We start from the raw sequence: 23,771 nt of genomic DNA on the forward strand, positions 1-23,771 counted from the left end.
CACATAGCGTCCAGAGCCGGCAAGAAGAAGTCGTATTGCGCATACAATCCACAAAAGGTCACGAGCCGGCAAGATCAGCTCCAGCCTGCCGCGCAGCAGACGGGCTGCGTCCTTCACGATGCCGCAGCATCATCCCGAACGTGGCAAGCACCATTCCGGTTGCCAGGAGGGCGAGTGGCGGTGCCCATTTGAGCCGCTCGAACTTTGCCTCGTATGCACGCACGCCGGCGAAGTCCTCCATGGTGCCAGCCGGTTGCCAAGCCCCACCATAAGCCGTCTTCAGCAGGGGCAACATCGGCGCGAATTGCGCGTAGTAGGTGTCGATGATTGACGGCTCCCTCTGCACGTCCTCAAGCGAGCGAGGAACAAAGACGCCGTAGTCGGAATCCAGAATATTGCCGTTCGACACTACCACGGTGTGTTGGGGGACACTGTAGATCGTCGCCTCGATGCCTTGATCGGCAAGGATGGAATAGACGATTTTGGACACCTGGGAACAGAACCCATACCCCCGGGCAAGCCCTTTGCGGGGCGTTACAAACTCATAATTTTGCAGCGTTTCGCGATATTGCGGCCGGAAGCTGAGCATCCAGAGCAGGTAGTTGTCAAAAACGCTGATGCGCGTGTAGGACGTGTCGGTCGCAGCCCAGCTGTCGCCTTCCGTCCAATAATGCACCATTCCACCCGCGACAGCCTTTGTCAGGCGCTCGAGATAGGCCTGCATGGGTTCGTCCGTAGCGCGGTAGAGGTCATCGACATCCACCACCTTCTGCTGGAATCCCAGCGGCCCTTCGGTTGCCTCGGCAGGTGGTGCCGGGTAAGCGCTGATCAATCCGAGCGGATAGGCCGAGACAAACAGCAGGAAAGCCGCCCCAACCCCTGCCGAGAAGAAGCCGAATGAGCACAGCAATGCAGCAGTTAAGCTTGGCCGCAACTTTTGATACCGAATCTCAAAGGCATCATTCATGGTCGAAGACTATCACCTCGTCGCGGCCGTGGCTTCTAGTCCACTGCGAGGAAATTTGTGGACGGACCACCTTCGGCGCTTCTGTGATAAATTGCCAATCGACGTCGGTTGTGGCTTGTCGTGGCCCGCTGGACGTGTGCATTGGGCCCTCTGAATACGGACATCGATTTGGCGTTGAGCGGAAACCGAGACTCGGGCAGCACTTTCGACACAATGCGGCGCTTGTGGCGGCAGGTATCGCAGCGGCGGCAAAGGCAGTTTTTCGGCCTCCTTGTCCTGATGGTGTTCGGTGCTCTGGCGGAAGCGGCCACGCTTGGTGCCTTGCTGCCGTTTCTTGCGCGCATCGCCAATCCTGAGACGGTTGGCGGACAGTCGTTTCTGGCGCGTCAGCTTGCAGGCTTTCGGCTGACCGGCTCTTCTGACAGCCTGCTCGGGCTCACGGTTTTGTTTTCCGTAGTGGCCATCGTGGCCGGTGCCGTGCGTATACTCCTCACCTGGGCCACGAATTCATACGTCTTCTCGCTGGGACATGAGGTGGGCGTGACCGTCTATGACCGAGTGCTGCGCCAGCCCTACAACTACCACGTTTCGCGCAACTCCAGTTCGGTGTTGGCGGCGCTACGACAGGTACAAGCAATCACCGCTGGCGTGATGCTGCCACTGTTGCAATCAATCAGCGGCATAATCATCGGTGTCTTCGTCGTCGCAGCGCTTTTCATACTAAGTTCGATCATCACCTTCGTTATCTTCGCGGGCTTTGGTGCGGTGTATCTCGCCATGTCGCTTGTGATCCGAAAACACCTCAAGCAGAATGCGCGGATCATCGCTAGCGCGCAGGCCGAAGGCATTCGTTCTGTACAGGAGGGGCTGGGCGGTATCCGCGATGTCATTATCAATGACACACAGCCATATTTTCTTTCCCGCTACAGCGAACTCGACCTGCGCCTGCAACGCGCCAACGCAACGAACGCGCTTGCAGCCAGCGCTCCGCGTTTCGCGATTGAAGCCGCGGGTATGGTGATCATCGCGGCCCTCGCCTATTTCCTCATCATCCGATCCAACAATGCCGGCGAGGTACTGCCAATACTTGGAACATTCGTGCTGGGAGCCCAGCGTCTGCTGCCATCAATGCAGCTTGTATACGGCAATTGGGCGTTGATACTCAGCAATCTTGCCGGCGCCGAAGTTGTGCTCCAGGCGCTGGAAGCACCACTTGGCCCCGAATGGAACGAGCCTCCAGCCAGGCGCCTGCCATTCGAACAAGCGATCATACTCAAGGACGTGTCGTTTCGTTACGCCTCCGACCAGCCGCCGATACTCGAAGGCTTCAATCTCAAAATCCCGAAGGGGACCAAGGTCGGCTTCGTAGGCAAGACCGGCAGCGGCAAGAGCACGACGGTCGATCTGATCATGGGTTTGCTGGAACCGACCAGCGGAGCGATCGAGATCGACGGGCAGACGTTGGACGGCGCTACGCGACGTGCCTGGCAAAGACAGATCGCACATGTGCCACAAAGCATATTCCTGGCGGATGCGTCCATCGCAGACAATATCGCCTTCGGCATCGACCCTGCCAGGACCGACCACGAGCGCGTCCGCAGCGCGGCGCAGCAGGCCGCGTTGGCGGACTTCATAGAAAGCTTGCCGCAGGGCTACGAGACGCGTGTTGGCGAGCGCGGCGTCCGCCTGTCGGGAGGTCAGCGCCAGCGAATAGGCATCGCGAGGGCTTTGTACAAACAGGCATCTGTGCTCGTCTTCGACGAGGCGACGAGCGCTCTCGACATGGAGACCGAGGCGGCAGTCATGGAGGCGATCCGAGAACTGCCCACCGATCTGACAATATTGATCATCGCACACCGTCTCACGACAGTTGAAAGTTGCGACGAGATCGTAACCCTTGAATACCGCCAGCCGCATATCTCGACGACAACCGGCGGACAGATCGCTTGAATGCATCGCGTGGACGGGTTCGGCAACGTGCCTGATCGGGCTGGCGCCGCCGGTGCAGCAAGGCCGCCACGTCAGTTCGGTTTGGATTGCACCTTGCCAGGGTTCTGGAAGAGAAATTCCGTGCAGGCTTCACCGGTGGATATCCTGACGATTTCGAAATCGAACCGTTGCTTCAAGAAGTCGATCACGGCCTGGTCGTCGGCGAACTCCATCGGCCACCCTCCCAGCCAGTCGCGGACGTCGGTCATGTAACTCATGCCGCGACCTTTTTTCTTCTCGCGAATCTGCTTCAGGAGCATTGGCAGCCGAAGTGGATTTCTGCCAAGGCCGAAACGCCAGATGTACCAGCATTCGATCCATCGCCTTTGACGAGGGTTGCCGGCATTGTACCGACGTTTCACATTGAGCCAGAATTGCGCGGAAGGCGTTACGACATTCGACGAATAGAGAGCGATGAAGAAAAGGCCGCCAGGCCCTACCCTTCGTGCAGCATTCTCAATTGCTTGCCACATGGCGCCAGTGTGATGGAGCACGCCCCATGAATAGACCAAGCTCCAAGTGCCCAGCGCCTCAAGATAGTCGGCATCGAGAACGTCACCTCGTTCGACGGCCCAGTTCGGCGGGTCCCCGGCCAATTTGCGAAGCCTGCCGGTGGTACTTACCGAAAGCGGATCAAAGTCGAAGGAATGTATCCGATCCGCCTTTGCGTCGAAGGCGGCAAGCGAGTGTAGCCCGCTGCCGCTGCCGATATCGAGAAAATCCATTCCTTCCAGGCTCTGCTTGCCGAGGAAGGACAGAAGCTTGTCGGCCGCCACCTGCCGACGTTCAGTCGAGTAGTGTTTGTCGACGAACGACGCCCAATTGGCTCCGAACTCGTACCGATTCGACGATGGGTTGCCTGTGAATGTCATCCTGCGGCTCGGTCTCCCCCTTCGATGATGCCCATCATGTCAGCTGTAACTTTCTGAATATCATAGCGCTGTTCGGCAATCGATCGGCTGTTCTTGCCCATGGATACGGCTTCGTCGGGGTTGTCTATCAAGCGGATCATGGCTTCAGCCAACGATGTCGTGGCACCAACCGGAACCAGCAGCCCGTTGACCCCGGGCACGATTGGCGCCCGGCAACCCGGCGCATCCGTTGTGATCACCGGGCGCCCCATCGCCATGGCCTCCAGAACCGATCGCGACGTCCCCTCGCGATACGACGGAAGCACGAAGATACGCGTATCCGCGATGATGTGACGGACGTCCTCGACCGGTCCGTGATAACGGATGGCTCCGCCGGCGACTGCCTCCTCAACCTCCGATAATGGAAACCCCGAGGGGTTTGGATCCATATCTCCGACGAGGTGGAAACGGGCGTCAGGTCTGACAGCCCTAACCAGCGTCGCCGCACCCAGATATTCGGCGAGGCCTTTGTCACGCAGCAGGCGTGCAATCATCAGAAATCGCGGCTGATCGGGTAGTGGCGCGACTTTGAATCGGTCTAGATCGACTCCCGAGCCGTTGACGACATTAGCTTGGGTCCGCCCGAGCAGCCCAAGGCGACGGAAGTCGTTGCGGTCATCGTCGTTCTGGAAGGTGACCGTGGTGGCAACCCGAAGGCTTGCGGCATAGAGGAGCCGAGCCACTGCGTTTACCATCCTCCAGCGTGGTGACTTGTGCCGGTCCGTGAAGGCGTAGCCGAGGCCGGTGACAAGTGCGTGCCGTCGCTGGATCCCGGCAAGCAACGCAGCCGGCATGCCGTAGACGATCGGCTTGATTGCACAGGTCAACACCACCTGAGGCTTGAGTTTTCTTAGCCGGTTGTGGAGACGAAAAGCCAACACCGTATCGCCGAACGGAGCAATCCCGGCTCGTTCCATTGGCAATGGATGAAAGTGGACGCCGTTCTCGGCCAGCCAACGAATGGTCATGGCGTCGACCGGCGCCATGGCATGAACTTCGTACCCGGAATCGCGCAGCGCAAGAAGCAAGTGTCCCCTGGTGCTTGCGAGGGACGTTGGTTCGCTGACGATGACGACGATTCGTTTCATGCAGTCATTTCTTGGGGTGATTGCTCGCGACCCATTCGACCCTTGTAGATTTTTGACACGCAAAACCCAATCATGGCGCATGTTATCCACAACATCGAGCAGATGCTTCGCCAAAAGTGTCTCAGAGTTGCTTTCGAGCGGAGACTTGCCCCTTGGCAACAGCGTGTCGTTGAATTGACGTAACGCCTACCATACAAGGACGTCGACTCACTACCTGAGGAAAGCTGCCTATGTCCGAACGCATTGCTGTTATCGGCCTGGGATGGCACGCCTCGGTGAACCATCTTGTCTATGCGTCATCGAGCTCGATCTACGGCCCCAGCACGCGCATGCCGTTTGCGTGCCCGATTCGGCTGACCATTCGCTCAGCCTCTACGCCGCCATCAAGAAGGCAAACGAGCTGATGGCCCATACATACAGCCATCTGTTTGCACTGCCCACGACAGGATTACGCTTCTCCACCGTCTATGGTCCGTGGGGACGGCCAGACATGGCCCTGCTCATCTTCGCTGAGGCCATCGTCGCTGGCGAGCCGATCGACTTCTTCAACCATGGCAACATGCAGCGCGATTTCACTTATGTGGGCGATATTGTCGAAGGCATCGTCCGCGCCATGCGTCAGCCCGCGACACCCAACCCGCAGTGGGAAAGCGTCGCCGGATCCGGCGATCAGCAACGCGCCGTTCAGAATCCACAATATCGACGGCAGTTCGCCAGTTCAGCTGAACGGCTGATCGCGGTGCTGGAGAACGCGCTCCGACTAAAGGCGAACCGCAATCCCATGCCGCTGCAGCCGGGTGACGTGCCGGCAACTTTCGTCGATGTCAGTTCGCTCGAGGAGGCGACGGGATCCAGGCCGGATTCCAATAGAGGTCGGAGTTCTCCGCTTTGCGAATGGTATCGGGAGTACTATCGGGTATGATCCGCAGAGGCGGTGCCACGCAAAAAGGACGACAGGTGGGCGACAAATGAACGCGCGCTATGATTTCGGCCGCAACTGGTCCGAGCTTGCCGCGCGTTTCGAGGCCGAACATCTGGACCGGGCGTGTGAGGATCTTGGTCGACTGGCGGGTGACCTCAACGGCATGACTTTTCTGGACATCGGCTGCGGCTCGGGGCTGCATTCAGCGGCCGCACTCCGGCTCGGCGCGGCGAAAGTCACAGCACTCGATTATGACGCGGATTGCGTGGAGACGACCAGGGCCGTCCTGTCCCGGTTTGCACCCGATGCCGATTGGACCGTTGAGCGGGCCGATATCCTTGACAGATCCTCGCTGCCCACCGGCACGTTCGATGTCGTCTATTCATGGGGGGTCCTCCACCATACCGGAGATATGTGGACAGCGATCGCCAATGCGGCTGGCTTGGTCGGCCGCTCTGGGCGACTGGGTATTGCGATCTATCTTAAGACGCCGCTGTGCGGACTATGGACGGTCGAAAAGAGGTTCTACGCCTCGCATCGATGGGTACGGCCGCCGATCAAGGCGGTCTTTGTCTCGGCTTATATGGTCGCAAGGACCCTGCGCCACCGGGACCCGATATCGTTTGTAAGGAACTACCGCGCGCGCCGAGGCATGGAATTTCTGGCGGATGTCGACGACTGGCTTGGCGGCTATCCCTATCAATCCGCGTTAGCCAGCGAGTTGGAGCGGACTGTGGAAAATCTTGGGTTTCGCACGGATCGGCGTTTCAATGTGCTGCCGGGAGTTGGCCTTTTCGGCACCGGCTGTGGTGAATGGTGTTTCGAGCGGATAGATTTATAGCCACGGGCTTCTTCCCAGTCTGGTGACGCGCGGATAACTTGGGCAAGCCGATATGGAGCTGTAACGGCGGATGTGCGGTATCGTCGGCATTGTGGGTGGAGCGGCTGCGACGAGCGGCGGCGGCCATACTGTGCGTCGGATGGCCGACCACATCCGACATCGTGGACCCGACGGCGACGGGGTCTGGAGCGACGCCGAGGCGGGCGTCGCGCTCAGCCAGCGCCGCCTTGCCATCATCGACCTGTCCTCGGCTGGCGCCCAGCCAATGATCTCTCACACAGGCCGCTATGTCATTGTCTTCAATGGCGAGATCTACAATCACGGCGAGATGCGGGCGCACCTTGACCAGCAATTTGGTGTACACGCGTGGCGTGGACATTCCGATACCGAGGTCCTCCTGGTCGCAATCGAAGAGCTAGGGACCAAAAAAGCACTCGAACTGGCCGCCGGTATGTTTGCTTTTGGCGTCTGGGACCGGCGTGAAAGAACTCTGGTTCTCGGTCGCGATCGCGTGGGTGAAAAGCCGCTCTACTACGGCCGTGTCGGCAAGGCCTTCGCGTTTGCCTCGGAACTCAGCGCCTTTCAACCTCTGCCGGACTGGCGCCCGGAGATAGACCGCAATGCGTTGGCGCTGATGATGCGCCACAACTACATCCCCGCGCCCTACAGCATCTATCAGAGCATACGGAAACTGAGACCCGGCCACTTACTCGTCCTCTCCGATTCTATGAATGAGCCGCGCGTCGAAAATTACTGGCGCGCCAGCGACGTCGCAGCGCAAGGCCGGCGCGAGCCTTTCCTGGGCAGGTCTGAAGAGGTGGTCGACGAGGTCGAGCGTCATCTGCGCCGCTCACTTGAAGGGCAGATGATCGCCGACGTGCCGCTTGGCGCCTTCCTATCTGGCGGCATCGATTCTTCCGCGGTCGTGGCAGTCATGCAGTCGATGAGTGCGCGGCCGGTGCGCACCTTCACAATCGGCTTCGAGGACGTCGGCTACAACGAGGCGCACCATGCCAAGCAAGTGGCGCGCCATCTCGGCACCGATCATACAGAGCTCTATCTCAACCAGCGCGACGCGCTCGACGTGGTGCCGCAACTGTCGGGCATCTATAGCGAGCCTTTCTCCGACTCCTCGCAAATCCCGACTTTCCTCGTCTCGAAACTGGCACGTGGCAGCGTTACCGTGGCGTTGTCGGGTGACGGCGGCGACGAGTTGTTCTCAGGCTACAACCGCTACGCGCTCGCCGATGCGTTCTGGAACAAGTTGTCCCGAATTCCGGTCGGTCTGCGCCGCGCGTCTGCTAGCCTGGCGACATTGCCGTCGGCCGGCCTCTACAACAACCTCGCGGGCGGGATCATGCCGCTCCTCCCGCAACGCCTGCGCCGCGAACGCGTCGGCGACATGATCCACAAAGCCGCGTCTGTGCTTTCGCTGCGGACCATGGACGATGTCTACCGTCGCCTGTGCTCGCACTGGGACCCGACCGAGATCATCTCGGATGCGGTCGAGCCGCCAACAATGCTGACCGGCCTGGAACCGTTGCCGGATTTGCCCGGTAGCGTCGAGCGGATGATGTACATCGATCTTATGAGCTATCTACCCGACGACATACTGGTGAAGGTCGATCGCGCCGCCATGGCCGTCAGTCTTGAAACACGTGTACCGTTTCTCGACCATCGACTCATAAGCTTCGTGCTGTCGCTACCGCTCTCAATTCTGCGCGCCGGCGGCCAGACCAAGTGGCCTCTGCGACAGCTGCTTTACAGGCATCTTCCAAAAGAGCTTGTCGAACGCCCCAAGATGGGCTTCGGCGTGCCCATTGATTCCTGGTTGCGCGGCGCTTTGCGCGAATGGGCCGAGGAGTTGCTCGACGAGCGCCGGCTGCGCGAAGACGGATTCTTCCGGCCTGAAGCGATCCGGCGTGCCTGGTTCGAGCACCTCTCCGGGCACCAAAACAACCAATATCTACTCTGGGACGTGTTGATGTTCCAGTCCTGGCGGGGAGCGACCAAGGGATTTTCAAACGCGATCGCAGCGTGATGGGTGGTGAGCCCGGGCGGTTTAGTCTTTGCGGTGCCGCTCATGCCGTCGGAAGGGACGAGACGTTCGGCACTATCAGACGCGAAAGCGAGCAGCTATACGGGAGGGAGAGGGCGAACCGACGTGCGCCAGGGTCGTTCGAACCGACCCTCAGGCGACCTGGAAGCCAACGAACAAAGGCATTGAACCCTGTTTAAATCGCTCCGTCGCCATTTCACGACTGACCAGGTCAACCAGTATTTCTCGATCGCCTGCTTCTTTTCGCCGCCGGTATTCGGTTCGGTGGTGAGCTTCGTCTTCCATGGCGGCGCGCTCTGGTCATTGGCGCTGCTGGCGGCCGGCCGGCGGCGCCTTAACATTGATCGGCCTATGCTTGCCATGACCACTGCCATCTATGCCTATTGCGCCGCCCAGATCCTGGCGTCGATCGTAAACGGGACGCTGCGGGCCGATGCCACTCATTTCTTGCCCCTGATGACCTTGCTGTTGTTCCCGATTTCCTATTCGACGTGGAGCATCATGGACAAGGAGAGCCTCGCACGCACTGCCGTTCGTGCCAGCGCCGCAGCATGTGTCGGGGCACTGGTGCTGGCCATCGTCCAATACCACTGGATTGGGATGCTGAGACCCGAAGGTGGGGCCGGAAACCCCATCGTGTTTGCCACGGTCACCTGCCTGGCCGTGATGATGTGTCTTACAGGTGCTCTGTCTGGGGTCGAGAAAGCGTGGAAGCCGCTCACGGCCGCCGCGCTTGCCGGTGTGGTGGCGACACTCTACTCGGGCTCGCGCATGGTCTGGGTGGCCTTGCTCATCGCGCTGGTAGCGGTGCTTGTGACCCATCGCGAAAGGGTCTTCCGATCAGACATGAAGCAGTTGCTGGTGATTGCCGGCGCATCGACATTGATCATCACGGCAATTACGTCTCCGATTGTCGCCGATCGCACACATGTCCTGTTCGAGGACTGGAATGCCCTCGCCGTCAACGGCGATTATACCACGCCGCTCGGGTTGCGGGTCGGGTTGTGGGACGTCGGGCTCGATGCCTTTCGCCAAGCGCCCCTTTTTGGTCACGGAATGGCCGCCGGCCGGATGCTTTCAAGGCAGGGGTTCAAACAGCGCTTTGGCGCCACCGAAGGCTTCAACCACTTTCACAACGGCTTCCTTACGGCTTTGGTGCAGGCCGGACTCGCAGGTGCGCTGACATTGGCTGCAATATTCGTCGTGACGATCCGGAATGCGACAAGAGTCCTGCGCATCAGTGCTGATCCGCTGGAACGTTTTGGCGCCACCATAATGGTGGTCACCGTCATAATATACGTTGCTGGAGGGATGACAGGCATCCTTGTCGGCCATGATATTCTCGACTCGACGCTGATGGTCTTGTTGGTTTCCGGAACATACTTGGCTTGCGGACAGACAATTTCGCCTAAGGGTCAGTCAACGAATCAAGCGTCTGCTTTTAGGGGGCGCGAAAAGGGAGCGAATCTCCCGCCCCACCATTTTTGATCGACGGAGAAAAAAGGTGCATCACGCCCAACACCGAAATATCTCGTGCCTGCGAGTGGTGAGAGCAGAAGCGCTCTCCCGCTAAGGATCTGCAATTTGGGCGAGCAATGGGCGACGGTGGCACCAGACGCGTGACCGCGATTTCGGGGCGAATGCTGAACGGCAGCTAATAGGCCCCAGAGTTCTCGAAGAGATCGGCAAGAAGCCACAGGCAAAGACCTGCGCGGCTATCGTCGGCATCACGGATGGGCGCCGAGATCATGGAAGAATACAAGGGCGCGCCTACACTAGATGCCGGCCTTCTAGCTGTTGCCCAAGCCCTCGAGCATTACGAGATTTCGCGCTTTTGCACGATGAACACATGGGCTTCCGAACTTGGCCGCGACGAAGCTGTGTCGCTCCTCAATCTGGCACTTGGAAAAAGGCCACCGACGAGACTCTGACGCCGAGTCCACCGTTCTCTCAGGAGCCCTGGCGATCAATGCCGGGCTCCTTGCCCCAAGCTCTCGCTGCATTGGTGCAAAACCTTGCGCGGAGACGATATGGGAGTTCTCGAAAACACTTTTCGGGCTTGGTGAGAAAGAAGCCTGACGCGGCGCAGCGGCGACATGACGGAGGCGACCGGCGCCCGCCCGGCTATTGCCGTGCATTACAAAACGCCCAGACGTCCGGCCCTAAGGGGCTTAATCAAACGCTAGCGAAAAATTAATGATCCGAGGCAGTAACATGCCCGGCGGTTGTGTAGCTTCAGCCTGGCGGCTTGCTACAAATACGCGCGCGCAGTGCCCGTCGTCGTCAGAAGGATCGTGCACCCCCCGGACGCGTCGTCGATAAGCTGAGGATCGGAAGTTAATGACTCGCGGATTACGACGAGGAGTTCTGATAAGCATGTTTCAATTTCGCGCTTTTTCCCGCAAATTCGAGAGCGTAAGGAATTGAATCAGTCGTTGATTAATCAGGCGTTTTCGCCGGCCTGTCACGCCGGAGGTCGCGGGTTCGAGCCCCGTCACTCGCGCCATTTCTCCTCAGGAGAAATGTGACATAATCGTCTAAAATCATGGTCTTGCATGTGGAAATTCAGATCCGGTCGGATCTGAATTCGGTCTCTCCCGCAACGACGTCACCCCTTGGCCAGCAGCGCCTCGACCTCCTGCAGCGTCGGCATGGACGGCGCGGTGCCCGGCCTTGTCACCGAAATGCCGGCGACGGCGCAGGCGAAGCGGACGGCTTGCAGCGGCTCCACGCCTTTGGCGAGTGCGGCGGCCAGGCCGCCATTGAAGGCATCGCCCGCACCGGTGGTTTCGACCACCGGGCCGGCATTGACCACCGGGACATGGTCGGACCGAGCGGCCGTGTGCAGCAGCGCGCCTTTTTCGCCGAGCGTGATGATGACCCAGCCGACGCCTTTTTTGAGCAGGCTGTCGGCGGCGCGGCGGGCGTCGTCGATCGAAGAAACTTTGATGCCGGTCAGTTCCTCGGCCTCGGTTTCGTTGGGGGTCACATAGTCGCACAGCGTGTAGATGCGGTCCGGCAACTTGGCAGCGGGCGCCGGATTGAGGATGGTGGTCACCCCTGCCCCGCGCGCGATCTCGAGTGCGCGCAGTGCCGCGTCGATCGGCTGTTCGAGCTGGGTGACGAAGACGCCGGCTCCACGGATCAGGCCGGCATTGGCCTCGATGTCTTCAGACGAGATCAGCATCGCCGCACCCGGGCTGACGATGATGGCGTTGTTGCCGGTCGTCTCCTCGATGAAGATGTAGGCCGCGCCGGTATAGCTTTGCGGCGTGTCGATGACGGCGGATTTCACGCCCGCCTCTGCCCAGGTCGCCTTGGCCATGTCGGCGAAAGCATCGACGCCAAGCCGGGTCAGGAAAGTGATGTCGGCGCCGAGCTTGCCTGCCGCCACTGCCTGGTTCGAGCCCTTGCCGCCAGGTCCCAGCTTGAAGGAATTACCAAGAATGGTCTCGCCCATGCGCGGCTGTCGATCGGCCCGGTAAGCGGTGTCGGCGACGAAAACGCCCAGAATGACGACAGGCTTGCCCGACGCCATGGCCCTACTCGGCGTCCGGCGGCACGACGCCCTTGCGAAAGGCGAAGCAGCCATAGAAGCGGCGCTCCCCGGTCTGGATGACGCAATAGGCTTTCTTGGCGCGCTCGTAGAAGGCATAGCGCTCGACCGAGATCATCGGCCAGGCCTTGCCCTCGGCCTTGTCGATCTCCTTTTGCACCTCTTTTTGCACCGGCGGAATCTCGTCCGGCTTGCCGACAATCTCCATGCGCGCGGCCGCGTCGTCGACGAAAGTGTCGAGCGGATAGAGCGACAGCACCGCCTTGGCGACATCGGCCGCCGGCGCATCGATGCGCAGCAGCTTGCCGAGCACGGTCTGCTTTGCCACCGAATCGGCGGGGAAATTGGTGTCGGCGATGATCAGATCGTCGCCGTGTCCCATTGCCCTGAGCGCTTGGAGCACATCGGCATTGAGCAATGGGTTGATCCCTTTGAGCATGGCAGTCCTCGTCAAACAGTTTGGTCAAAGTCGATTGGAAATCAGAGCCGGTTGCCGGTCTCGGCGTCGAAGAGATGGACCTGGTCGAGGCGCGGCTTGAGATTGAGCGTGTCGCCGGGCTTGAAGTCGTGGCGCTCGCGAAACAGCGCCACCATCTCGCCGCTGTCGCCGAAGCGCACGAAGACCAGCGTTTCGGAACCCGTGGGTTCGACCACCGAGATCTTTGCCGGCACGCCGTCGGGATGGATTTCGAGATGCTCGGGCCGCACGCCATAGACCACGGCCTGGCCCTCCTTGGCGGCGCTGCCGGCCGCGACCGGGAACAGCGTGCCTGCTATCTCGACCTTGTCGCCCTTGCGCACCACGCCTTTGAGCAGGTTCATCGACGGCGAGCCGATGAAGCCGGCGACAAACAGATTGGCCGGCCGGTCGAACAATTCCAATGGCGCGCCGACCTGCTCGATACGGCCATCGCGCATGACGACGATCTTGTCGGCCATGGTCATGGCCTCGATCTGGTCGTGGGTGACGTAGATGGTGGTGGTCTTCAGCCGCTGGTGCAGTTCCTTGATCTCGGTGCGCATTTGCACGCGCAGCTTGGCGTCGAGATTGGAGAGCGGCTCGTCGAACAGGAAGACTTGCGGATTGCGCACGATGGCGCGGCCCATGGCGACGCGCTGGCGCTGGCCGCCGGATAGCTGGCGCGGATAACGTTTCAGGTACGGATTGAGGTCGAGAATGTCGGCGGCGCGCTTGACCCGCTCGGCGACCACGGCTGGATCGGTCTTGCGCAGCTTCAGCGCAAACGCCATGTTCTGCTCCACCGTCTTGTGCGGATAGAGCGCGTAGTTCTGGAACACCATGGCGATGTCGCGCTTGGCCGGCGGCAGATTGTTGACGATGCGCTCGCCAATGGCGATCGTGCCGCCGGACACGGTCTCCAGCCCGGCCACCATCCTGAGCAGCGTGGACTTGCCGCAGCCCGACGGGCCGACCAGCACCACGAACTGGCCATCGGCGATATCGACGCTGACCTCGTGCAGGACCTTGACGGTTCCGAACGCCTTGGCCACATTGCTGATCGCGACTTGAGCCATCGTCCCCCCTTTTCTCGCGGTGAAGCTAGCCATTGCCAACGGCAAGGGCAAGTCGGTATGTTATCGATAAAAAGCCATCGTGTTGACAAGGTAATCGATTACGCAAATATTGGCTGTTGCCAATCCGGCAGTCGGATTTTTATCCGAAAATCGGAGCTCCAGGCGACGCAGGGTGGGGTCCCACGTCCCCGTATGATAAAGGAGAACCGCCGACGTTTCGGCGTCGGAGGGATTGGCATTTTAATTCACGACTGTTGTTCTGGGAGGAATAGATGAGAGTCGGTCTGTACGAAAAACTCGTCCGCGCGGGTGCCACCCGGCGTGACATACTCAAAGGCGCGGCCTCGATGGCCGCGATCGCCGCCGCATCGGGTGCTGGGCTCGGCGCTTTCACCCGCCCGGCTGAAGCCGCCAGCGAGCTACGCTCCAAAATTCTGCAGATCCCCGGCGTCGGCAAGGGTCAGCCGACGGATGCCGATTTCCAGAAGGTCGGCGAACTCTGCCTGGAAGCCACCAAGGCCAACGTCAAGGAAGGCGAATTCGCCGGCGTCGAGCTCACCTTCATGGGCCTCAACAACCAGAACCTGCACAATGTGCTGTTCCGCGGCTTCCTGAAGCCGTGGGAGGCCTATACCGGCGCCAAGATCAGCTGGATCGACCTGGCGCAGGCCGACTACAATGCCCGCCTGCAGCAGTCGATCGCCACCGGCACCGTCGACTTCGACATCATCGAGATGGGCGCGCCCTTCGAAGGCGATGTCTGCGGCAAGGGCCTGACGTCCGAGATGCCCGACTGGGTCAAAGAGCAGATCGACATGAAGGATGTCGTGGCCTATCTGCAGCCGCCGGTCGGCACCTGGGACGGCAAGCAGTACCGGATCACCGTCGATGGCGATGCGCACAACTTCAATTACCGCACCGACGTTTTTGCCGATGCCGACCTCGCCAAGGCGTGGAAGGACGGCGGCGCGGCCACCGAATGGGGTGTGCCGAAGACCTGGCAGGAAGTCCAGGCCGTCACAAAATTCCTCAAGGGCAAGAAGTTCAAGGACCAGGACGTCTTCGGCTATCTCGATGCGCCCAAGGCCTGGGGCGGTTTCGGCTTCTACTTCCTCGGCAGCCGCGCCACCGCCTATGCCAAGCATCCCGACGACAAGGCCTGGCTGTTCGATGCCGACACGATGAAGCCGCGCATCAACAATCCGGCCTGGGTGCGCGCCATCCAGGACGTCATCGACGCGCTGCCGTCGGAGCCCGCCGACCAGATCAACGCCGACCCGAACACGACAGCCTTCCAGCAGTTCCTGGCCGGCACCGGTTCGATGGTCACCTGGTGGGGCGACGTCGGCTCCAACGTCAAGACCAACGATAGCTCGGTCATCGGCGACGTCACCGGCTTCTCGATCCTGCCGGGGTCCGACGACGTCTACAATGCCAAGACCGGCGCCTGGGACAAACTCGCCAGCGGCCCGAACTATGCGCCGAACTGCGCCTATCTCGGCTGGGGCGTCTACGTCATGGCCCGCGTCGATACGGACGAAAAGAAGAAAAAAGCGGCATGGTCGGCCGCCGCTCATCTCGGCGGCAAGGACCTGTCAATCTGGACGGCGATGTATCCGTCCGGCTTCCAGCCCTACCGCAACTCGCATTTCGACATTCCCGAATGGGTGGCGGCAGGCTACGACGAGGCGTTCATCACCTCGTATCTGAAGTCGGAAGCCGACAGCTACAACCATCCGAACGCGGCGATCGAGCCGCGCATCCCCGGCATCTTCCAGTACTATTCGGCTGCCGAGGACATTCTGGCCAACACATTCGCCGGCAAGATGAAGGCGCAGGAAGGCGCCGACGCCATTGCCGCGGCCTGGGAGAAGCTGACCGACCAGATCGGCCGCGAAAACCAGATCAAGCTCTACAAGGCCTCGCTCGGCGTGTAGGCTGATCCTATCGTGACAACAGGTCCGGCGGTGCAAGCCGCCGGACCTGACCGGCTCGGGCCGGTCGCAGGCTTGATTTTTTAAACGGACGGGGACGCGTGGCTGACCAGACCACCAATGCATGGCCGGCCAACGCCGGCCCAGCCGATCTGATCTCGCCGGCCCGCAAGCGGGCGGGTTTTGCCCTGATGGCGGCCGCCACGCTTGGCCTGCTGGCGGTGATCGCGTTTGAGATCCTCTACAAGAACGAGATCACCACGCTCGGCTTCGAGACCTGGCGTCCGATCGTCTATGCCTATGTTCTGTGGGGGGTGGCGCTCGGCATCGGCCAGGTGCTGACGCGCGGCGAGGACGGCCAGCGCGCGCTGTTCCTGCTGCCGGCGCTGCTGTTCACCATCGCCATGGTGATCTTCCCGACGCTGTTCGGCTTCTATATCGCGCTGACCGACTGGAACCTGTCGTCCTTTTCCGGCCGCAAGTTCAACGGGCTCGACAATTTCTGGCAGATGCTGGCCGATCCCTACTACCGCAACGCGCTGTTCAACATGGTGCTTTATGTGCTCGCCGTGCTGGTTGAGTATGTGATTGCCTTCGGCCTGGCGCTGCTGCTCAACGCGCAGATCCGGGCGCGCAAATTCTTCCGAGTCGTCTTCCTGATGCCGCTGATGCTGTCGCCGGTCGCGGTATCCTGGATGATCGGCAAATCGCTGATGGAATACCGTTTCGGGCCGGCGGCGACGCTGGCGCGCCATCTCGGCTGGGAGAACCCCGCCTTCTTCTCCAACCCGATCACCGCCCGCATCTCGATCATGGTGCTCGACGCCTGGACCTTCATCCCGTTCATGATGATCATGCTGCTTGCCGGCCTGCAGGCGATGTCGCGCGACGTGCTGGAAGCGGCGCGCGTCGATGGCGCCACGCCCTGGCAGACTTTCTGGCAGGTCACCTTCCCGCTGATGCTGCCGGTGTCGGTCACGGCGGTGATCCTGCGCATCATCTTCAAGTTGAAGCTCGCCGACATCATCATCACCGTGACCTCCGGCGGGCCTGGCGGCGCCACCGATTCGGTGTCGAGCTTCATCTACCGCGAATACCGCGACCGCTCGAATGTCGGCTACGGCACCATGCTGGCGATGGCCTATCTCGTCATCATCGTGGTGTTCGTGACCTGGCTGTTGAAATTCGCCAATCGCTTCGTGCGCAACGTGAACTGACGAGGCACAATGAGCGTCCAGACCACCGACTATGCTGCCTCGGAAATCCGCTCACCGCTGGGTTTTCTGGCCAATCGCATCTTCATCTATGGCGCGCTGGCGTTCTGGGCCTTCATCTGCCTGTTCCCGATCTACTGGACCATCACCACCTCGTTCAAGACCGCGGTCGACGTCACGCAAGGACACCTCATTCCGTTCGTCGACTTCCAGCCGGACTGGAAGGGCTGGCGCTCGCTCGGCCTGTCGCCGGATTCGATCTTCCAGACCTCGACGGTGCGCGAGGAGTTTTTCAAGCGCTTCATGAATTCGGTCATCACCTCGGTCGGCGCATCGAGCCTCGCCATCGTCATCGGCAGCCTCGCCGCCTATGGGCTGACCCGGTACCGCTATCAGTTCGCCTGGTTCAAGAACGAGGACATCTCCTTTTTCTTCCTGTCGCAGCTGATCCTGCCGCCGGTGGTGCTCGCCCTGCCCTTCCTGGTGCTTTACCGGGAAGTCGGCCTGCTCGACACACGCATCGGCCTGATCCTGCTCTACACGCTGATGGTGCTGCCGATCGTCATCTGGATCATGCGCGACCAGTTCAACTCGATCCCGGTCGAGCTCGAGGAGGCAGCGCTGGTCGACGGCCTCTCGATCTGGGGCGCCTTTTTTCGCATCGTCATGCCGATTGCGCTGCCAGGCATGGTCGCCGCTTTCATCCTGGCGATGGTGCTGTGCTGGAACGAGTACTTTTTTGCGGCACTCCTGACCTCGACCGACGCCAAGACCATCCCGGTGATGGTGGCGAGCCAGACCGGCTCGCAAGGCATCAACTGGTGGTCGATGGCGGCGCTCGCCACCGCCGCGATCGCACCGCTGGCGGTGATCGGGATTGCGCTGGAGCGCTATCTGATAATGGGCATGACGGCTGGCGCGGTGAAGTAGACGAGAGGCGGCGTGCCCCTCTACTGTTGACCTCGGCGGGACAGCACCCCCCTCTGGCCTGCCGGCCATCTCCCCCGCAAGGAGGGAGATCGGCAGCTTTGGCTGCATCGCTTTTCTTGCGACGTAGGTGATTTGGCGAAAGCGGAAATGACATCTGATCTCCCCCCTTGCGGGGGAGATGTCCGGCAGGACAGAGGGGGGTGTGAAGGATCGCTACAGAGCGACTTTGTCTGCTAGCGCCCCAATATCGCCCTCAGGTGATCCATGATCATCGCCACACCCTTTCGCCCCAGCTCCGCCGAGGCCTCCGGCGCACTCGCCGTATACCACGCGGTATTCTCGCCAAAACGCCCGGCATCGACCGTTTCCGGACACAGTGCCAGCATCAATGATGTCTCGCCAACACCGGCGTGATCGAACGGATACTTCCCGTTCATGGCAGCCGACATCAGCGGGTGCACCTGCACCCAGTTGAAGAAATTCTCGCCGGCGGCGTGCCCGGCATAATAATCGACCATCTCGTCTGAGCCCCACCAGCCCTCGCCGCGCTGCTTCTCGAGGAAGCGGAAGATCGCCTGGCGGCCGGCGGCCTTGAAGGCGAGATCGGTCGGCATGCCGGCGGCAAAGTTCTCGGTCTGGTGGTGTATGATGGCGTTGATGTTACGAAAGCCGATGCGCAGCAGGCTGTAGAACAATTCTTCGGCGAACGGCGCCAGCTGGTTGCCGCCGACCTGCACCGAGCCGTTGCCTTCAGGTGCTGCCACCACATAGCTCGCCGCACCGTAGTAGAAAGCCGGCAGGATGACGATGTCGGCCTCCTTCTCGTAGAGCTCCAGCGTCTTGACGACGGCCAGCGTGTCCATGCCGACAGCCATGTGCTCGCCGTGATATTCGAGCACGCCGAGCGGGAGAGCGACCGGCCAGTTCTCGGCGATCGCCTTGCGGATCTGGTGCGGCAACATCAGTTCGTAGCGCATGATCTATTCCATGTTGGTGTGGCGGGTGCGCATGGCCTCGGACGACTGGCCGGTCAGCGCCTTGAGCTTCAGCACCATCACCTCGAACAGCAGGAACAGCGCCCCTTCGAAGACCGAGCCCATCGGCAGCAGCGATGTCTTTTGTGGCCCCTGGTCACGCGCCATGGTCTGCGCCGGGATCAGCAAGGTGAAGTCGGCAAGCGCGACCGCACTGCTGCCTGCCTCGGCGGTGAGCAAAAGCACGGTGGCGCCGGCCTGGCGGGCGACTTGCATCAAGGTAAGCACCGTCGTCGTCTCGCCCGGGCCGGAACTGACCAGGAAGACATCGGCTGGGCCAAGCGGTGGCGTGTTCATGTCGCCGACCACCGACACCTCAAGGCCAAGGTGATAGAGGCGCATGGCGAAACCCTTGAGCTGCAAGGCCTCGCGGCCGCAGCCATAGACGACGATCTTTTGCGCGCGGGCCAGGGTTTCGCAGGCGGTGTCGATGCCGGCTTCGTCGACGCGCGCCAGTACGGCGCCCAGCTCTTGCAGGGCCGTCGAAAACATATCCGAGCCGGCATTCGTCATGAGAGTCCCATCTGTCCGGCTGGGTTGTGGCCGGTGATTTCGGGTTGCGCGCTTTCGGAAAAGGCTTGTTTTTGTTCATGCTATCACCGCGAAAATGCCTGTCCAACGGCCATGGCGGCTTTTGCTGAGCCAGCGGCGTGATAGTGTCATGTCAGACAATCAATCCAGGAAATCAGCACGACATGAAGACACGGCATTTCGACCGCATCGGCAATGGCGGCCTCGACTTCACCGAGCTTGGCTTCGGCAGCGCGCCGCTCGGCAACCTTTACCGCGCCGTCCCCGACGCGGATGCCAACGCCACGCTGGAGGCAGCGTGGGCGACCGGCTGCCGTTACTACGACACCGCGCCGCTCTATGGCCTGGGCCTTGCCGAAACACGGCTCAATGCCTTCCTGCGCGGCAGGAAGCGCGACGACTATGTGCTGTCGAGCAAGGTCGGTCGCCTGTTGCGCGCCTGCCCGCCGGAGGAACGAACCGGCATCGGCAAGTTCTTCGACACACCGACGCGCAAGGAGGTCTACGACTACAGCTACGACGGCGTCATGCGCTCGTTCGAGGCGTCGCTGGAACGGCTTGGCGTCGACCGCATCGACATCCTTTTCGTCCATGACCTCGACATCTTCACCCATGGCAGCAAGGAGGCGTCAGACCAGCGCATCGAGGAATTCATGGCCTCGGGCTACAACGGACTGGTTGCGCTGCGCGACCAGGGCGTGATCAAGGCCTTCGGCGGCGGCATCAACGAGTGGGAGGTTTGCCAGACGCTGGCGGAGCGTGGCGACTTCGACCTGTTCCTGCTGGCCGGGCGCTACACGCTGCTGGAACAGGAAGCGCTTGCCACCTTCCTGCCGCTCTGTGAGCAACGCGGCATCGGCATCGTTCTCGGCGGTCCTTACAATTCCGGCATCCTGGCGACCGGGCCGAAGCCAGGCGCCTATTACAATTACTCCGAGGCGCCAAGTGACATCATGGAACGCGTCGGGCGCATCGAGGCCGTCTGCGAGCGCCATGGCGTCAGGCTGATCGAGGCGGCGCTGCAGTTTCCGCTGCTGCACCCTTCCGTGGTGTCGGTCATCCCCGGCGGCCAGCGGCCGAGTGAAGTCGAAAGCAACCGCGCCCTGCTCGATGCCAAGCTGCCCGCGGCGCTGTGGGCGGACCTCAAGCAGGAAGGCCTGATGCGCGCGGATGCGCCGGTGGGCTGAAGGCTCGCCTCAGCGGGCTGACGGCCTGCCGCCATCGAGGCAAAAGAAAAGCCGGGCGAACCCGGCTTTTCAACATTCTCTGAAAAAATTTTTAGTTGACCGCGTCCTTGAGGCCTTTGCCGGCCGAGAACTTCGGCACGGTACGCGCCGGAATCTTCACTTCCGCGCCAGTCTGCGGGTTGCGGCCAGTCGATGCCGCACGCTTGGAGACGGTGAAATTTCCGAAGCCGACGAGCCGTACATCGCCGCCCTTCTTCAGTTCGCCAGTGATGACGGAGAACACCGCCTCAACCGCCGACTGTGCGTCACCCTTCGAAATGCTCGCGGATTCAGCGACAGCGGAAACCAGTTCGTTCTTGTTCATAAAAATTCCCTTCCATGAGAAAACCGGAACTTTCGACTCATCCGGCAGGAGAGGAACTTTAGAAAGAAGCGCTCGCAAACCCAAGTCAAAAAGCCGGAAAAAAGTTGGAAAAAGCCCGGAAAAGGTGGGTTTTTCACATGAAAAAGCCGGGCACAAGGCCCGGCTCTCTCTTTGTGCACTGCAACTTTAGTAGTTTCTAATGTGCAAGCGACTTTCCAGCATCGTCAACGGTATCGGTGGAAGCCGGCGGATTGACCGGCTCGACCCACTCGATCGGCTCCGGCATGCGCACCAGCGCGTGCCTCAGAACCTCGCCGACACGTGAGACCGGAATGATCTCCATACCGTTCTTCACATTGTCCGGTATCTCCGCCAGATCCTTGGCGTTGTCTTCCGGGATCAGCACCTTCTTGATGCCGCCGCGCAGTGCTGCGAGCAGCTTCTCCTTGAGGCCGCCGATCGGCAAGATGCGGCCGCGAAGCGTTATCTCGCCAGTCATCGCCACATCGGCCCGGACCGGAATCCCCGTCATGACCGACACGATGGCTGTCGCCATGGCAGCACCTGCAGACGGACCGTCCTTCGGCGTGGCGCCTTCGGGCAAGTGGACGTGGATGTCACGCTTGTCGAACAGCGGCGGCTCGATGCCGAAATCGATGGCCCGCGAGCGGACATAAGAGGCCGCCGCCGAGATCGATTCCTTCATCACGTCGCGCAGATTGCCGGTCACCGTCATGCGGCCCTTGCCGGGCATCATGACGCCTTCGACCGTCAGCAGCTCGCCGCCGACTTCCGTCCAGGCAAGACCGGTGACGACACCGACCTGGTCGTCAGCCTCGACCTGGCCGAAGCGGAAGCGCGGAACACCGAGGTAATCGGCGAGGTTCGCCGCCGTGATGCTCACCGTCTTCTTCTTCGTCTTCAGGATCTCGGTCACCGCCTTGCGCCCGAGCTTCATCAGCTCGCGCTCCAGGCTTCTGACGCCCGCTTCACGGGTGTAGGTCTGGATGATGCCGCGGATCGCGTCCTCGCCGACGGAGAATTCCTTCGGCTGCAGGGCATGGTCGCGGATCACCTTGGGCATCAGGTGACGCTTGGCGATCTCGATCTTCTCGTCCTCGGTGTAGCCGGCGATACGGATGATCTCCATGCGGTCCATCAGGGGCGCAGGGATGTTCAGCGTGTTCGCCGTCGTCACGAACATCACGCTCGACAGGTCGTATTCGACCTCGAGGTAATGGTCCATGAACGTCGAGTTCTGCTCGGGATCGAGCACCTCGAGCAAGGCCGATGACGGATCGCCGCGGAAGTCCTGGCCCATCTTGTCGATCTCGTCGAGCAGGAAGAGCGGGTTGGACTTCTTGGCCTTCTTCATCGACTGGATGACCTTGCCGGGCATCGAACCGATATAGGTGCGGCGGTGGCCACGGATCTCGGCCTCGTCACGGACGCCGCCAAGCGCCATGCGGATGAACTCGCGGCCGGTCGCCTTGGCGATCGACTTGCCGAGCGAGGTCTTGCCGACCCCGGGAGGGCCGACGAGGCACAGGATCGGCCCCTTCAGCTTCTTCTGGCGGCTTTGCACGGCGAGATACTCGACGATGCGGTCCTTGACCTTGTCGAGGCCGAAATGATCGGTGTCGAGCACGTTCTGCGCAAACGCCAGGTCCTGCTTGACCTTGGAGTTCTTGCCCCACGGGATCGACAGGATCCAGTCGAGGTAGTTGCGCACGACGGTCGATTCCGCCGACATCGGCGACATCGTCCGCAGCTTCTTCAACTCGGCTTCCGCCTTTTCGCGGGCCTCCTTGGACAGCTTGGTCTTCTTGATGCGCGCCTCGATCTCGGCGGCCTCGTCGCGGCCGTCCTCGCCTTCGCCGAGCTCCTTCTGGATCGCCTTCATCTGCTCGTTGAGGTAATATTCGCGCTGCGTCTTCTCCATCTGGCGCTTGACGCGCGAGCGGATGCGCTTCTCCACCTGCAGGACGGAGATTTCGGCTTCCATGAAACCCATCGCCTTTTCCAGCCGTTCCTTGACGGACAGCGTGGCCAGCATCTCCTGCTTCTCGGGGATCTTGATGGCGAGGTGCGAGGCAACCGTATCGGCGAGCTTGGAATAGTCGTCGATCTGGCTGGCGGCGCCCACCACTTCAGGCGAGATCTTCTTGTTCAGCTTGACGTAGTTTTCGAAGTCGGTGACGACCGAACGGGCGAGCGCCTCGACCTCGACCTCTTCCTCCTCCGGCTCGACCAGCGCCGTGGCGGTAGCTTCGTGGAAGTCCGGACGGTCGGTGAACGAGACGATCTTGGCACGCGAAGCGCCTTCGACCAGCACCTTGACGGTGCCGTCGGGCAGCTTCAGCAATTGCAGCACATTGGCGAGCGTGCCGATGTCGAAGATCGCATCGGGCTCGGGATCGTCATCGGCGGCATTCATCTGGGTGGCAAGCAGGATCTGCTTTTCCTGACCCATAACCTCTTCCAGCGCCTTGATCGACTTTTCACGCCCGACAAAGAGCGGAACGATCATGTGCGGGAACACCACGATGTCGCGCAGTGGGAGGACTGCGAAGACGCCGTCGCTGGGAGCCTTGGATATTTTGGCCATTGTCCAACCTTTCATGTCGCGGCCGCTAATTGAGCCAACCGCGAATCTCATATTAACGACCGGGGATCGTTCCGCCTACCACCGTTTGTGACGGGAGTTT

The 23,771-nt window shown here is 61.0% G+C and carries 20 protein-coding genes; 10 read left to right on the plus strand and 10 right to left on the minus strand.

Annotated elements, in window-relative coordinates:
* Nucleotides 1-58: 58 nt before the first annotated feature.
* On the minus strand, nucleotides 59-967 hold the full coding sequence (locus NKL06_RS01995; RefSeq protein WP_155921567.1) for a hypothetical protein: 909 nt from the start codon (nucleotides 965-967) through the stop codon (nucleotides 59-61).
* 141 nt (nucleotides 968-1,108) lie between these two features.
* Here NKL06_RS01995 and NKL06_RS02000 point away from each other — a divergent pair, with 141 nt between their 5' ends.
* Entirely contained in the window at nucleotides 1,109-2,917 is a 1,809-nt protein-coding gene (locus NKL06_RS02000; RefSeq protein ID WP_245260551.1) for an ABC transporter ATP-binding protein, read from the plus strand.
* A 71-nt stretch (nucleotides 2,918-2,988) separates the two neighbouring features.
* On the opposite strand, the gene NKL06_RS02005 is transcribed toward NKL06_RS02000, so the two are convergent.
* Nucleotides 2,989-3,828 carry a class I SAM-dependent methyltransferase gene (locus NKL06_RS02005; protein WP_023693307.1) on the minus strand — a complete coding sequence of 280 codons (840 nt, stop codon included), beginning with the start codon at nucleotides 3,826-3,828 and terminating at the stop codon, nucleotides 2,989-2,991.
* Nucleotides 3,825-4,955, minus strand: a complete 1,131-nt coding sequence (locus NKL06_RS02010; protein WP_023693306.1) for a glycosyltransferase family 4 protein — start codon at nucleotides 4,953-4,955, stop codon at nucleotides 3,825-3,827. Before NKL06_RS02010 ends, NKL06_RS02005 begins: the two co-directional genes overlap by 4 nt.
* 403 nt (nucleotides 4,956-5,358) lie before the next feature.
* Here NKL06_RS02010 and NKL06_RS02015 point away from each other — a divergent pair, with 403 nt between their 5' ends.
* The 5 genes from NKL06_RS02015 to NKL06_RS02035 all read left to right on the plus strand — a co-directional run bounded on the left by NKL06_RS02015 (nucleotide 5,359) and on the right by NKL06_RS02035 (nucleotide 10,708).
* Nucleotides 5,359-5,877, plus strand: a complete 519-nt coding sequence (locus NKL06_RS02015; protein ID WP_352498393.1) for an NAD-dependent epimerase/dehydratase family protein — start codon at nucleotides 5,359-5,361, stop codon at nucleotides 5,875-5,877.
* 46 nt (nucleotides 5,878-5,923) lie between these two features.
* Nucleotides 5,924-6,718 carry a class I SAM-dependent methyltransferase gene (locus tag NKL06_RS02020; RefSeq protein WP_023693305.1) on the plus strand — a complete coding sequence of 265 codons (795 nt, stop codon included), beginning with the start codon at nucleotides 5,924-5,926 and terminating at the stop codon, nucleotides 6,716-6,718.
* 70 nt (nucleotides 6,719-6,788) lie between these two features.
* Nucleotides 6,789-8,759 (plus strand): asparagine synthase (glutamine-hydrolyzing), encoded by a 1,971-nt coding sequence (gene asnB, locus NKL06_RS02025; RefSeq protein WP_023693304.1) that lies wholly within the window; start codon nucleotides 6,789-6,791, stop codon nucleotides 8,757-8,759.
* Between the two features lie 285 nt (nucleotides 8,760-9,044).
* Nucleotides 9,045-10,265, plus strand: a complete 1,221-nt coding sequence (locus NKL06_RS02030) for an O-antigen ligase family protein (RefSeq protein WP_245260552.1) — start codon at nucleotides 9,045-9,047, stop codon at nucleotides 10,263-10,265.
* A 260-nt stretch (nucleotides 10,266-10,525) separates the two neighbouring features.
* Nucleotides 10,526-10,708, plus strand: coding sequence for a DUF892 family protein (locus NKL06_RS02035; RefSeq protein ID WP_348625505.1), 183 nt, complete (start codon nucleotides 10,526-10,528; stop codon nucleotides 10,706-10,708).
* 677 nt (nucleotides 10,709-11,385) lie between these two features.
* Here NKL06_RS02035 and rbsK read toward each other — a convergent pair.
* Genes rbsK through NKL06_RS02050 form a run of 3 tightly spaced genes read right to left on the minus strand, consistent with a single transcriptional unit; the run spans nucleotide 11,386 to nucleotide 13,869 of the window.
* Nucleotides 11,386-12,315 (minus strand): ribokinase, encoded by a 930-nt coding sequence (rbsK, locus tag NKL06_RS02040; protein WP_023693302.1) that lies wholly within the window; start codon nucleotides 12,313-12,315, stop codon nucleotides 11,386-11,388.
* Between the two features lie 4 nt (nucleotides 12,316-12,319).
* Nucleotides 12,320-12,772 carry an RbsD/FucU family protein gene (locus NKL06_RS02045; RefSeq protein WP_023693301.1) on the minus strand — a complete coding sequence of 151 codons (453 nt, stop codon included), beginning with the start codon at nucleotides 12,770-12,772 and terminating at the stop codon, nucleotides 12,320-12,322.
* 41 nt (nucleotides 12,773-12,813) lie between these two features.
* Nucleotides 12,814-13,869, minus strand: a complete 1,056-nt coding sequence (locus tag NKL06_RS02050) for an ABC transporter ATP-binding protein (RefSeq protein ID WP_023689461.1) — start codon at nucleotides 13,867-13,869, stop codon at nucleotides 12,814-12,816.
* Between the two features lie 272 nt (nucleotides 13,870-14,141).
* Between NKL06_RS02050 and NKL06_RS02055 the strand changes: the two genes are divergently transcribed.
* From NKL06_RS02055 to NKL06_RS02065, 3 genes are all read left to right on the plus strand, one after another.
* The gene (locus NKL06_RS02055; protein WP_023669429.1) at nucleotides 14,142-15,806 is read left to right on the plus strand and encodes an ABC transporter substrate-binding protein; all 1,665 of its coding nucleotides are present in this window, start codon (nucleotides 14,142-14,144) and stop codon (nucleotides 15,804-15,806) included.
* A gap of 98 nt (nucleotides 15,807-15,904) precedes the next feature.
* Entirely contained in the window at nucleotides 15,905-17,020 is a 1,116-nt protein-coding gene (locus NKL06_RS02060; protein ID WP_023689462.1) for a carbohydrate ABC transporter permease, read from the plus strand.
* 9 nt (nucleotides 17,021-17,029) lie between these two features.
* Nucleotides 17,030-17,947, plus strand: a complete 918-nt coding sequence (locus NKL06_RS02065) for a carbohydrate ABC transporter permease (RefSeq protein WP_023669427.1) — start codon at nucleotides 17,030-17,032, stop codon at nucleotides 17,945-17,947.
* Nucleotides 17,948-18,180: 233 nt separating this feature from the next.
* Here NKL06_RS02065 and NKL06_RS02070 read toward each other — a convergent pair whose 3' ends face one another.
* The gene (locus tag NKL06_RS02070; RefSeq protein WP_023693300.1) at nucleotides 18,181-18,924 is read right to left on the minus strand and encodes a creatininase family protein; all 744 of its coding nucleotides are present in this window, start codon (nucleotides 18,922-18,924) and stop codon (nucleotides 18,181-18,183) included.
* A 3-nt stretch (nucleotides 18,925-18,927) separates the two neighbouring features.
* Nucleotides 18,928-19,494: an SIS domain-containing protein gene (locus NKL06_RS02075; protein ID WP_023693299.1), complete on the minus strand. Its 567-nt coding sequence runs from the start codon at nucleotides 19,492-19,494 to the stop codon at nucleotides 18,928-18,930.
* 182 nt (nucleotides 19,495-19,676) lie between these two features.
* On the opposite strand from NKL06_RS02075, the gene NKL06_RS02080 reads away from it, so the two are divergent.
* The gene (locus tag NKL06_RS02080) at nucleotides 19,677-20,699 is read left to right on the plus strand and encodes an aldo/keto reductase (protein WP_023693298.1); all 1,023 of its coding nucleotides are present in this window, start codon (nucleotides 19,677-19,679) and stop codon (nucleotides 20,697-20,699) included.
* A 91-nt stretch (nucleotides 20,700-20,790) separates the two neighbouring features.
* On the opposite strand, the gene NKL06_RS02085 is transcribed toward NKL06_RS02080, so the two are convergent.
* Together NKL06_RS02085 and lon are read right to left on the minus strand one after the other, a co-directional pair.
* Entirely contained in the window at nucleotides 20,791-21,063 is a 273-nt protein-coding gene (locus NKL06_RS02085) for an HU family DNA-binding protein (RefSeq protein WP_023669423.1), read from the minus strand.
* A 196-nt stretch (nucleotides 21,064-21,259) separates the two neighbouring features.
* On the minus strand, nucleotides 21,260-23,671 hold the full coding sequence (gene lon / locus NKL06_RS02090; protein ID WP_023682304.1) for an endopeptidase La: 2,412 nt from the start codon (nucleotides 23,669-23,671) through the stop codon (nucleotides 21,260-21,262).
* Nucleotides 23,672-23,771: the final 100 nt, after the last annotated feature.

Source organism: Mesorhizobium sp. C268A (assembly GCF_040324475.1).
Classification (GTDB): Bacteria; Pseudomonadota; Alphaproteobacteria; order Rhizobiales; family Rhizobiaceae; genus Mesorhizobium.